Origin of the sequence: Candidatus Thiodiazotropha endoloripes, assembly GCF_001708965.1 — a bacterium.
GTDB classification, from domain to species: Bacteria; Pseudomonadota; Gammaproteobacteria; order Chromatiales; family Chromatiaceae; genus Thiodiazotropha; species Thiodiazotropha endoloripes.
This window is the reverse complement of the sequence record NZ_LVJW01000003.1, coordinates 732,203-744,321: the sequence shown is the minus strand read 5'-3', so window position 1 is coordinate 744,321 and position 12,119 is coordinate 732,203. Positions and strand designations below refer to the sequence as shown.

The following is a 12,119-nucleotide window of genomic DNA, read 5'->3' as shown; positions in this document are numbered from 1 at the left end:
GCCATCATGCTCATGGTCCTGTCGACCAGTGCAACGGCTAATCAGTATCCGGGTCAAAACTATTGGTACAACCCGGCACCGGGTCAATGGAACTATCCGGCCGCCAAGCAGAGGCAACCGGCGCCAGCCACCGGGGGGCAAAGATCAAACAATCCCTACGGCAATGCCTGGCCTTCCCAACAGAGACCAGGCTACCCAGCCTCCAACTACTACGGCAACCAGACAACCAAACCCTTCATAGAGACAAAGATCTCTACCGAAACCCCCTATGTACAACAAAACGTCATTCTCAAGCTGAGCGTCGTCAGTCAGAACAACCTGTTGAGCGTAATACCCAACTTACCCCAAATCGGCAGTTTCCTGCTCAATCTTCAGGAGGGTCCGGTAACCTACTCCCGCACCATCAAAGGCAAGCGGCAGATCGTCAACGATTTCTACTACCAGGTCACACCGCTGAAACCCGGTCAGTTTGAAATCCCGGCGATCAGTGTTACCGGCGAAGAGCAGGCGGTCGGTTACCAGCGTGGCAACAACACGTTTAAAGCCAGCATGAGTAGCGCCATCCAACTCAATGTGAGAGAGGCCAATCCTTCCAGCAAACCCTGGCTTCCGGTTGAACAGTTGAACCTGAAGGTAAAGCTGCCGGAGAACTTCAAAGCGGCCGCCGGCAAACCATTGCCATTCACCACTGAAGTGTCTGCTCTCGGGATTTCCGGCAATAAACTCCCCAGCCTGGAGAGTCAGCTCAACAGCGATGCTTTCAGAGTCTATCGGGATAAGAATCAGACCCACACCTATCTCGATAAAAAATCGAACCGTATCGTCGGACGCCGGGTTGAGACCTTTACCTTGGTACCCCAGTTTGGCGGTGATCTGAAACTCCCTCAATTGAGCATCAACTGGTGGAATACCCGATCCGATATGGCGCAGCGGGCCTCGGTACCACTCCAGCCGATTGCGGTCAGTGGCAACCGAAAAGAGAGCGGATTTTTCGAAGCCGAGAGCTCTCTCTTCCCCTCTGGAACCTCAGCCGCCTTCTGGGTACCTCTGGGATTAGTGTTCGGCGTCATCTTCGGCTACTGGATGGCACTCTGGCTCTCACACAGGAAAGCCGGCAGCAAGCAGAGTTCTCCTTTGGAACCTCTGATCATTTTCTTCAGAAACCCGATGCAGCGGTTGGCGCCCGCCTTCTCACCCCTCAAGGATAAACTGAGAAGCACCACGGCGATTCTGAATCCGGTGACACGCTGGCATCGTTGGCGTCGTCGGCTTGTCGGCGCCCTGCCCCTGTCAGTACGTTTCTATTATTGCGTGCGCTTTGTTGACGAGGAGAGCGATCCGGAGATCTGGGGTTACACCTTGCGCTTTCTCGCCAATAAACATTTGAGTCTTCCGACCAATGCACCCTATAGCGTGATTGCTGATCACATTCTTGATTTCCACCCGAAAGCCGAGCCGGTCAAAATAAGGCAGTTGATCCATCAACTTGAAGAGGCGATCTATGGTCACAATGATCTCGAATTCGATCAGTGGAAAGAGGCCTTCAAACACGAAATCCGTCCCAGCCTGAAGATCTGGAGAATGGATCGCAAGGGTCAGCCAAAACAGAAAGACCAGAACAACATTCTACCCAACCTCAATCCCGAGGTTGTTTCCGGGCAGACTACCAGTTGAACTCGATTGACCTTCGCAGAGAATACTAACTACTTCCGATGACTGTACAAGAATCAGGTTCAGTACAGTTCTGCCTGGCACAATGATCCTGACAGCGATAGACCAGTCTATGATCAGTAGCATCAAACGAGGATTACGAAATCAAGACTACTTTTTTCTAGCCCGATCGGCAGCACCTGCACGGTTGACTTGACGGGGAAAGAGGCGATGGATAGGGTTTTTTACCAGAATCATTACAAGCATCAAGCAAGCGTATGAAAACTGAGTTTACCGGCATTCACCATACCGCCTTTGCCACCCACGACATCAACCTGACGGTCAAGTTCTGGCGGGATCTGTTGGGGATGCGCCTTGTCTACGCCTACGGCTCACCCGGCTACCGACAATACTTCTTCCTCGTCTCTGGCAATAACCGCATCTCGTTTTTCGAATGGCATGATGTGGAGCCCATTCGACCACGTCGACACGGCGATCCGGTGAAAGGATCATTCGTCTTCGACCACATTGCCATCGGCGTGCCCGACAAGAATGCCCTCTGGGATATCATGTCCCGCCTGGATGCAGCAGGATTCCACTGCTCGGATATTATCGATCACGGCTGCTTCTTGTCGATCTACTCCTACGACCCTAACGGCATCCCCATCGAATTCAGCTGTGAAGTCCCAGGTCATGATCTCTTCTGGAACCCGGTCATGAAGGACCTGGCCGCGACCTCCGATTTTCTGACTGAGCCGAATCCGGTACCCGGTCAATGGCCAAAACCGGAGCCCGTAAGCGAAGAGGAGCGAGTCATCGTCCCCGGGGAGGGCAAGGACTTCTTTCCGGAAACCCCCGATAGGACAAACGTATCAACGCCAACCTCGGTGGCAGAGGGCGCCATGAAGGTGCGTGATGTCATGCATCGTGGTGTCTATACCACGACAGTGAATGACACCATTCGATCCGTAGCGGAGACCATCGCAAACGAAAAGATCAGTGGACTGCCGGTGGTTGATGAGAATAACCGGCTTGTGGGCGTCATCTCGGAGAAGGATATCCTCAAGGCCCTGCTGCCCGGCTATACCCAGTTTCTCGAGGATCCTGCCCAGGCCCTGGACTTCCATGCGATGGAATCCTCATACGGTGGAGTGCTGCAGAAGAGTGTCGGTGAGTTGATGTCCCCCTCAGTCATCTCCATCGGTATTGACGCCCCCGTCATGAAGGCAGCGGCACAGATGGACCTGCACAGTTTTCGTCGCATCCCCGTGGTAGACCAGGATTGCCGGCTGGCCGGGATCATCAGCCTCAGTGATATCCATCATGCGATTTTCATGCGTGAACTGGAAGATGCCTCTGACCGCTGAGTTACCCTAACCAGCAACGGGAAGAGAACTTCCAGGGCCTGTTAACACTAATCCAATAAGGCCCCGGTGTTATCGGCTGGAGGTGGGTATCTGAGAAATATCAGTGCCAGAATCGATTCAATCACAAGATAGAAGAGTGTCGGCCAGTCTGGCACACCTTCACTGAACAGAGAGTAGACGCGCGCAGCCACCACCAACGCCAGAGTAAGCCCGATCCCGATTACAAGCGTGCGTTCTCTTTCAATGCGATAACAGGCTAAACAGGCCATCACTCCCAAGCCTGCCATCATGCCATGCAACGCCCGAAACTGATTTGCCTGATCGGCCATTTGCGTATTCAGTCCGGCAGGTTCCGGGTGAAATATGGCGATGGCACCGGGAACCAGGAGACTCAAACCAAACAACATCAATAGTGCCACCAGTAACCGTTTGTGACGTTTCTGCATGGTTGATCTCCACCTCATGGAAGCATCTTAAAGTGATCAGATTCAACCATTGGTTGCGTTTTCTACCACTTAATGTCTTGTCACTCTGTTGATTGATATCCCTTGCTATACGGCAGAGTGGGATCGGCGAGATGACCAGATAAATCATTCCAAAGCAACCAAGAGTTTAATCTTTCAATGAAAGCAGTGTGCAGGTGCTTTTTTACTCGCTCAACCACCCTACATGAAGCCCTGTAATCAACCCAAGTAATTCCTACCCGATGCTCCGAGTTGATCTCTCACACCAAAAACTCCACCCATAACGGACGGTGATCCGCGATATGGTATTTCATAGTCTTGTTAAAGTAATCAGGACTGACATCCCAGGCTGCTCTGAAGAAAGGATCACGATCAAAATCGAACACCCCTGAGTTGCCCTGATAGGCATTGTTCATCGCTCCTGCGTGAAAGGCAACCTGATCGTAATATTTGTCGCCTGCCAAGTTGCTACCCATGGCTGTGGAGTGTTGTGGCAAGATGAGGCGTTTGGCCTTCAACGCTTTATACACTGAGCTTGAGTTGTCTCGAATGGGGAGGTTGAGATCACCCATAACGAGGATGTTCTGTGAATAGGCCCCAGCGGCTCGGTTGCGTTGGTCGGCCCAACGAGCCAGGGCGTATGCTTCGAGGGCACGGCGGTCTTCATCATAATATCTGTTGCTGCCAAAATATAGGTGAGCAGAGACAGCTGTGAATTCCAGCGCCCCTGCCTTGAAAGCTACAACATAGGGGTTACGGTCGAAGCCTTTGTAAGCGCCGGAGACACCACGCATGCGTATGTAGCGATGGTCACTGGGGGGCACTGCGATTTCAGCAGCGAGTTCGAGGCGAGCAACTTTTTGGCTGTCGTAGATGAAGCCTGAGCGTTCATCGTTGCCACCGATGTCGGAGAGTATGACACGGTAGCCTGCCGGCAGGTGATCGACGAGTGCGCATAGGTCTGTAAGGTCGTCGGCGATCTCCTGGATGGCGATGAGGTCAAACCAGCTGATGATTTCGGCCATTAATGCCAGATCGTCATCGGTACGTTGCTGGACACCGAAATTGGTCAGGTTCCAGGTGGCGGCGAGGAGTCGGTTGGGGGCTTTGTCCGGAATACCGCGGTGAGTTTTGTTTCCACGCAGGGCTTGGCGCTCGGTGGCCAGATCGTAGGTGAAATCGGGGCTTTCCTTCTCGTGGGGGATCATGAGCTTCCCTCAGGGATCCGTGTTGTTTTTTTATCCTGTTCAATACTCATTTCAGAATAGGTTGCGGCTGGGGGTTAGGCAACTCGTTACAGGAACGGGATTCCTGTTTTACTGGTTTTCAGTCCGCACAAGCGTGGTGATAAACGCACAGGGATTGGGTGTGATTTCCAAACGCATGGCGAGGTAAGTTATGAATTTGCATTTGGAGCATTGTCAGCTAAGCAATTCCCCATAGGAATCTCAACACTGCCCGACACTCAAAAGCACGATATAATCACTACCCCATGACTCAGCCTGCCAACATCTTCTCCTACCGACCCTACTGGGCCGCCCGCTTTGGTGTCTCCCCTGTCCTGCCGATGAGCCGGGAGGAGATGGACGACCTGGGCTGGGACAGTTGCGATGTGATTCTGGTGACCGGCGATGCCTATGTGGACCATCCCAGTTTCGGCATGGCGCTGATCGGACGACTGCTGGAGGCGCAGGGCTTTCGGGTCGGCATCATTGCCCAGCCGGACTGGAGCCATGCGGATGCTTTCAGAGAATTAGGACGCCCCAACCTGTTTTTCGGCATCACCGCCGGCAATATGGATTCGATGGTCAACCGCTATACCTCGGATCGCCGTATCCGCAGTGACGATGCCTATACTCCCGATGGGGAGGCAGGCAAACGTCCTGATCGCTCCGTGATCGTCTATGCCCAGCGCGCCCGGGAGGCCTTTAAAGGGATTCCTGTCATCATTGGCGGCATCGAGGCGAGTCTGCGGCGGATTGCCCACTACGACTACTGGTCAGACAAGGTGCGCCGCTCCATTCTGCCCGATTCGAAGGCGGATCTGCTGATCTTCGGTAATGCGGAACGGGCCATCGTGGAGGTCGCACACCGGATGGCGAAAGGTGAGAAGATCGATCAGATCCGGGATATCCGCGGCACCGGGTATATGAGCCAGGGGATACCCGAAGCGTGGTTCGAGATCGACTCCACCAAGCTGGATACCCCGGGCGCCAAGGCGGTCCACAAAGACCCCTACCAGCATCAACCCGACTGTAAGCAGGCGATCCGATTCACACCCCACAACCGACCCAGCCGACTCGACCGGGCGCTCAGTGTGGTTCGCCTCCCCTCCTACGATCAGGTGGTGGAGGATGAGATCATCTATGCCCACGCCTCCCGGGTGTTCCACCTGGAGACCAATCCGGGTAACGCCCGTGCGCTGGTACAGCAGCACGGCAAACGGGATGTCTGGCTCAATCCGCCTCCCATCCCCCTGACCACGGAGGAGCTGGACCGGGTCTATGAACTCCCCTACAGCAGAACCCCCCACCCGTCCTACGGGGAGGCGCGCAATCCGGCCTGGGAGATGATCCGCCACTCGGTCAACATCATGCGCGGCTGTTTCGGTGGCTGCACCTTCTGCTCGATCACCGAGCATGAGGGGCGCATCATTCAGAGCCGCTCGGAGGATTCGATCATCCGCGAGGTGGAGACGATCCGCGACCAGGTACCGGGCTTCACCGGCAACATCTCCGACCTGGGCGGCCCGACCGCCAACATGTACCGACTGGCCTGCAAGGATAAGACGATCGAGTCCGCCTGCCGTCGGCTCTCCTGTGTCTTTCCCGGTATCTGCCCGAATCTCAATACCGATCACAAACCGCTGATCAATCTCTATCGGCGCAGCCGCAAACTGCCCGGCATCAAGCGTATCTTCATCGCCTCCGGCCTGCGCTACGACCTGGCGATTCGCTCCCCCGAATATATCCGGGAGCTGGTCACCCACCATGTGGGGGGCTATCTGAAGATCGCACCGGAACACACCGAAGCCTCCCCCCTCGATAAAATGATGAAACCTGGGATTGAGAGTTATGAACAGTTCAAGAGGCTGTTCGACAAATACTCGGCGGAAGCGGGCAAAGAACAGTATCTGATCCCCTACTTCATCGCCGCCCATCCTGGCACCAGTGACAAGGATATGCTCAACCTGGCACTCTGGTTGAAACGCAACAACTTTCGTCCTGATCAGGTACAGGCCTTCCTGCCGACCCCGCTGGCCATCGCCTCGGCGATGTATCACACCGGCAGAAATCCGCTTAGGAAGATCGGCCCGGGCCGGGCCAATGTGAGTGTGGTCAGGGGATTGAAGCAGCGACGCCTGCATAAGGCCTTTTTACGCTACCACGACCCGAAAAACTGGCCCATGCTGCGTGATGCGTTAGCCCGTATGGGGCGCAGCGACCTGATTGGTAACGGCAAAAAACATCTGGTACCGAGCTGGCAGCCCACGGCCGATGGCAGACAAAAACAGCCATCCCCCAAAGGCCGGAATCAAGCCGCCAGAGCCCCGATCAAACAGCGCAGACAAAAGCGCGGCAGCAGCCCAAAAAGAGCCCGTAACAGCCGCTCAAAATAGCTTTTTTATCCCTTTTATTTCAGATAGTTGGAAACAATTTCCCAAACCCGAAAATTGCCCTTTTCGGGGCTTGAAAAAGCGCCCAAACAGAACCATATTCAAAGTAGGGGCGAGTCGTAATATTTACGAATTTCACCTCTTAGGAAGCACCTTACGAAAGGAGGTACGTCATGAATATCACACGTTATGACCCCTGGCGTTCCCTTGAAGAGTGGCGTCAGGAAATGGACCGGATGTTCCATACTCAACCACATCGGGATGAGGAAACCTCCCACCTGGTAGGCGGTGACTGGGTACCCGCTGTTGATATCAAAGAAGAGACGGATCACTTCCTGATCCGTGCCGATATCCCAGGCGTAAAACCGGAAGATATCGAAATCACCATGGAAAATGGTGTCTTGAGCATCCGCGGCGAGCGTAAGTTCGAAGAGACTGAGGAGCGGGATAACTTCAGGCGGGTGGAACGTTCCCACGGTATCTTCTATCGCCGTTTCTCACTGCCGGAAAATACCGATGCCGAAGCGGTACAGGCAACCGGTAAAGACGGCGTCATCGAAATCACCATCCCAAAGACGGAAGATAAAACACCAAAACGGATCGAGGTGACCCACTAACTTCTGCTACCGGGGCTCTTTTCAGAGCCCCGGTTGTTGTTGACAGCAGATCACCGTTAGCCGCGAATGAACGTCAAGCACCGCTGATGATTCTGGAATCTGAAAACCGCAACAGGCTCCAGGGCAGACTCAACGGAAGGATTGGAATCTATTGGGCAACCAACAACGGTTGATCAGAAACGAAAAATCAGACCCAGATTGGTTTCGAACTGAGGAAAGGCATCGCCGCTGATCTGCAGTTCGCAGCCACTATCACAGAAAAGGCTGCTGTTGGAGTTGACCAGGGTACTGTAACCACGCATCTCAAAACGAATTCCCAAACGCTCGGTCGGGTACCATTTGAGACCACCGCCAACACTCAGGGAGAAGCGGGTCTTGTTCTCATAGCCTGCCTGCCCGGGATGCAGATAGGTCATACCCAGCCCACCTGAGAAATAGGGGGTGAAACGATCCTGATAGACGTCCACGGTGCCACCCATGTGAAAGTAGTGCACATCAAGATCGAAGGCATTGTTCGGGTCGGTGGTGTCCGCCAGGGAGGTATCCTGATGGCTGTAGAGAAACTCATAACGGGTTGTTTCAGATGCCGGCTGACTCAGGGTGAATCCCCAATCCGAAGCTTCATCAAAATCCCAACTGCGACCAGTCCGCTCATCATCCAGGGTACCGCCGAAGCGATAGCCGACAAAGGGAGTGAACTCAAGCTCACTCTCTGCCGCCAGACTGGATGTACTACCGAAAATCAGTAGCCAGATTGTTAGAAATTGTGGTCCGCGCATCATGTCGTACAAATGAAACAACTTGTTAGACTCATTATCGTCCAAATTGCTCACAAATTAATGGTAACAATTCACAACTTAGGTGCGAGACAACTCAAGCGCTTGATTATATAGCTTATTTTTCTTTATGCCGGTGACCTTCGAAGCCAGGGAAACAGCCTGTTTGAGCGGTAGTTCCGCCAGGAGTGTGATCAGCATCTGCTCCACATCCACTTCCACTCGTGTCTGAGATACAACAGTCGAGCCTTCGATCAGAATGACAAACTCACCTTTCCGCTGATCCTCATCTTGCTGCAGAATCTGCAGCAGAGATTCAAGATTCCCCCTGAGGAAGGTTTCATAGGTCTTTGTCATCTCTCGGGCAATCACAGCGTCCCGCTCGCTGCCGAAGCTGGCACTCATATCTTCCAGGCTCTCCACCACCCGGTGACTTGCCTCGTAAAAGACCAGTGTCGCCCGCTCAGTTGTGAGATCCTGCAACCACTTCTGCCGCTGGGAGCGGCTGCGGGGTGGAAAACCGGCGAACAGAAACCGGTCGGTGGGCAGGCCGGCTGCCGAGAGAGCGCAAGCCAGCGCGCTGGCACCTGGAATCGGCACAATCTCACCCCCGACAGCGGCGTAACCCCTGACCAGGGGGAAACCGGGATCGCTGATCAGTGGCGTACCCGCATCTGATACCAGGGCGATCGAGGAGCCCTGATCGAGCTCAGCCAGCAGGGTCTCCATTTTTGCCCGTTCATTGAACTGGTGCAGCGAACGCATCGGGGTATCGATGGCATAATGGCGCAACAGAGGGCGGGTATGCCTGGTATCCTCGGCGGCGATGAAATCGACCTGCTTGAGAATTTCGACCGCTCTGGGGGTCAGGTCATCAAGATTGCCGATTGGTGTTGCGACAACGTAAAGTACGCCCTTAGACACAGATATTCCCGTTTCACAGACACTGCTAGGTAGTGTCTAATATAAGTTACTGATTTCGATGGTCAATCCTGGCAGTCATGCGCTGTTCGGATGAACACCATTGTTGAAGCCCTGTTGGCAATCGATTATGTTGCCGGGTTGATTATACTGGATCCCGCTACAGATACTGAGTTATGCACATCATCCGCCATATTGCCCTGTTATCGATCTTTGTCCTGTTGTTTCAGCAGGGTTGTACCACAGTCACCAAAGAGTCCCAGCCTGCCCCGCAGATGTCGCCAGAACTCCGACTGCAGGTCACCTCGTTGCTTGAAGATGAGGATTACGCCACGGCGGCGATGATTGTTGAAACCTACGCCATGGAGTCTGAATCCCCGTTTCGCGAGCAGCTGTTGCTGGAAGCGGTTGAATATTGGCTGAGAGCGGGCGAGCAGGAGCGGAGCCTGGCACTGGTCAAGCTGATCCAACCATCTGAAACAGATCTCGATTTCAACCTGAAACTGAGGATGTTGCGAACCGAACTGGCGGTATTGCAGGGTGACATCGACCAGGCATTGGATCTGATGCAGCCGGAGCCGGGGCCGGACGCACCGTTGGCGCTGCGTCAGCACTACCATCGCAATATGGCGGAGATCTTCCGTCTATCAGGAAACCTGCTGGAGAGCGCACGGGAACTTGATGTACTCGATCTGCTGATGGAGGAGGATCCGGATCAACGCCTGGTCATCCAGGAGCTGCTGGTGCAGACCCTGACCACCATGACCGATACCGCACTGACCCTGTTGCAGCCCCAGCCCCCATCCACCCTGATCGGCTGGATGGAACTGGCAAAAGTCATCAAATCCCAGACAGCGGATCCGGAGGAGCTGAGCAGCAGTCTGGCGGAGTGGCGGCAGCGCTTCCCCGACCACCCGGCGATGCAGACAATGATGGCTGGCCTGCTTGAGCTGCAGGGACTCAGTCCCGATGACCATATTGCCGTCATGCTGCCCCGCAGCGGTCCCTACGCCAAAGTTGCAGCGGCGGTCAGGGATGGACTGATGGCAGCCTGGTATCAACAGCCTCCCCAATATCGCCCCAAACTGCAGTTTTACGACAGCAGTGAGTTACAGAGCACCCTGAGCATCTATCAGCAGGCGATCCTCAACGGCGCACAGATGATTGTCGGCCCGTTGAACAAGGATTCGGTGAAGATGATCTCCAACCTGGAGCTGCTCGACATCCCGGTCCTGGCGCTCAACCAGGTGGAGGACGAGTTCTATGAGACCAATCCCAACCTGTTCCAGTTTGGCCTGGCCCCGGAGGATGAGGCGGAACAGGTCGCCGAACGCGCCTGGCTGGAAGGCCATAGAACAGCCCTGATCCTGACTCCCCAGGGTAACTGGGGAGACCGTCTGGCCAACAGCTTTCGCAATCGCTGGCTGACTCTGGGTGGCGAAATCATGGAGAGCCAAACCTATCTGCCCAAGGAGAACGATTTCTCGGTACCGATCCGAATGCTGCTGAATATCAATGAGAGCGAGGCTCGGATACGCTCACTGACCCGATTGATGGGACAAAGAGTTGAGGCTGAACCCCGCACACGCCAGGACGCGGATTTCATTTTTCTCGCAGCCCGTCCGCAAAAGGCGAGACAGATCCGTCCGCAGCTGAAGTTTTTCCGAGCCGGCAACCTGCCGATTCTATCCACTTCCCACATCTACTCCGGGATCGAACAGGCCGAGCTGGACCGGGATCTGGGCAAGATCAGTTTTGTCGACACCCCCTGGTTGCTTGAAGACAATCACGGAGGTGCCCTGTCGCGCAAAAGTCTCGAGCGGTTCATGCCCGGGGTAAAGGGTCGCTATGCCAGACTCTATGCCATGGGGATCGACAGCTACAACCTGCTCTCCCAACTACAGGCCATGCAGCAGCAGCCGGGCAGACTCTACAACGGCAAGAGCGGCACCATCTATCTGGATGCACAGAACCGCATGCACCGGTTATTGGCCTGGGCCGATATGGAAAAGGGTAAGGCGAGTATCATCGGTTATGCACCTCGCATTGAGATGCCACACAATACCCAAACCTTCAATGACATGAACAGTATTGATGAACTGGGCATCGATGTGGAAACCGGTAGATCCGAAGCAGTCGAAGCCGAACTGCCGCCGGTATCGGATCACGATCTCTCTGAGCCAGCCGGCAGACGATGAAAGCCGACCATCTGCAGCAGGGAGAAGCCGCAGAGCAGCTGGCCGTCGACTACCTGAGTCGTCGCGGTCTCAATCTGGTTACCCGTAACTTCCGCTGTAAAGTGGGAGAGATCGATCTGATCATGCGTGAAAAGCGCACCCTTGTATTCGTTGAGGTCCGCTACCGTCAAACGGACGATTACGGTTCCGCGCTGGAGAGCATCACCCCAAGCAAACAGCGCAAGCTGTTGGCTGCCGCCAATCTCTATCTGCAAAAAAACCGCATCGACCAGGCCTGCCGGTTCGATGTGGTGGCGATCAACGGTTCCGCTAACAACCGGACCACCTGGATCAAGGATGCCATTCAGAGTTGAGGAGCCCCTTACCGCCAACCAGGCTATTCAACCGGAATTGTGGCCGCAACTGATGGTGAATAAGTGCCTATAGTCTGTTCTGTCTCCGATACATCCAGGTAGCAACCTGCAATTCGCCGGGGTGGCAAAGGTGAATGAAGCACTCCAGCAGTCTCCA

The 12,119-nt window shown here is 54.6% G+C and carries 10 protein-coding genes; 6 read left to right on the top strand and 4 right to left on the bottom strand.

Annotation, left to right across the window (positions count from 1 at the left end):
* The first annotated feature begins 6 nt into the window (after positions 1–6).
* Both A3193_RS03425 and A3193_RS03420 read left to right on the top strand, forming a co-directional pair.
* A complete protein-coding gene (locus tag A3193_RS03425) occupies positions 7–1,674 on the top strand; it encodes a BatD family protein (RefSeq protein ID WP_069004767.1) in 1,668 nt (555 codons plus the stop codon).
* A gap of 254 nt (positions 1,675–1,928) precedes the next feature.
* Positions 1,929–3,017, top strand: coding sequence for a CBS domain-containing protein (locus A3193_RS03420; RefSeq protein WP_069004766.1), 1,089 nt, complete (start codon positions 1,929–1,931; stop codon positions 3,015–3,017).
* A 47-nt stretch (positions 3,018–3,064) separates the two neighbouring features.
* Here A3193_RS03420 and A3193_RS03415 read toward each other — a convergent pair whose 3' ends face one another.
* Both A3193_RS03415 and A3193_RS03410 read right to left on the bottom strand, forming a co-directional pair.
* Positions 3,065–3,463 carry a DUF4345 domain-containing protein gene (locus A3193_RS03415; RefSeq protein ID WP_069004765.1) on the bottom strand — a complete coding sequence of 133 codons (399 nt, stop codon included), beginning with the start codon at positions 3,461–3,463 and terminating at the stop codon, positions 3,065–3,067.
* Between the two features lie 278 nt (positions 3,464–3,741).
* A complete protein-coding gene (locus A3193_RS03410) occupies positions 3,742–4,689 on the bottom strand; it encodes an endonuclease/exonuclease/phosphatase family protein (RefSeq protein WP_069004764.1) in 948 nt (315 codons plus the stop codon).
* Positions 4,690–4,973: 284 nt separating this feature from the next.
* Here A3193_RS03410 and A3193_RS03405 point away from each other — a divergent pair, with 284 nt between their 5' ends.
* Both A3193_RS03405 and A3193_RS03400 read left to right on the top strand, forming a co-directional pair.
* Positions 4,974–7,100 carry a YgiQ family radical SAM protein gene (locus A3193_RS03405; protein WP_069014088.1) on the top strand — a complete coding sequence of 709 codons (2,127 nt, stop codon included), beginning with the start codon at positions 4,974–4,976 and terminating at the stop codon, positions 7,098–7,100.
* Positions 7,101–7,270: 170 nt separating this feature from the next.
* Positions 7,271–7,714, top strand: coding sequence for an Hsp20/alpha crystallin family protein (locus A3193_RS03400; RefSeq protein ID WP_069004762.1), 444 nt, complete (start codon positions 7,271–7,273; stop codon positions 7,712–7,714).
* 173 nt (positions 7,715–7,887) lie between these two features.
* Here A3193_RS03400 and A3193_RS03395 read toward each other — a convergent pair whose 3' ends face one another.
* Positions 7,888–8,514, bottom strand: a complete 627-nt coding sequence (locus A3193_RS03395) for an outer membrane protein (protein ID WP_141694626.1) — start codon at positions 8,512–8,514, stop codon at positions 7,888–7,890.
* 57 nt (positions 8,515–8,571) lie between these two features.
* Complete coding sequence (rsmI, locus tag A3193_RS03390) at positions 8,572–9,414, bottom strand: 16S rRNA (cytidine(1402)-2'-O)-methyltransferase (protein ID WP_069004760.1); 843 nt, start codon at positions 9,412–9,414, stop codon at positions 8,572–8,574.
* A gap of 173 nt (positions 9,415–9,587) precedes the next feature.
* Here rsmI and A3193_RS03385 point away from each other — a divergent pair, with 173 nt between their 5' ends.
* Positions 9,588–11,609, top strand: a complete 2,022-nt coding sequence (locus tag A3193_RS03385; RefSeq protein ID WP_069014086.1) for a penicillin-binding protein activator — start codon at positions 9,588–9,590, stop codon at positions 11,607–11,609.
* Positions 11,606–11,962 (top strand): YraN family protein, encoded by a 357-nt coding sequence (locus A3193_RS03380; protein ID WP_069004758.1) that lies wholly within the window; start codon positions 11,606–11,608, stop codon positions 11,960–11,962. The genes A3193_RS03385 and A3193_RS03380 overlap by 4 nt, the downstream gene beginning before the upstream one ends.
* Positions 11,963–12,119: the final 157 nt, after the last annotated feature.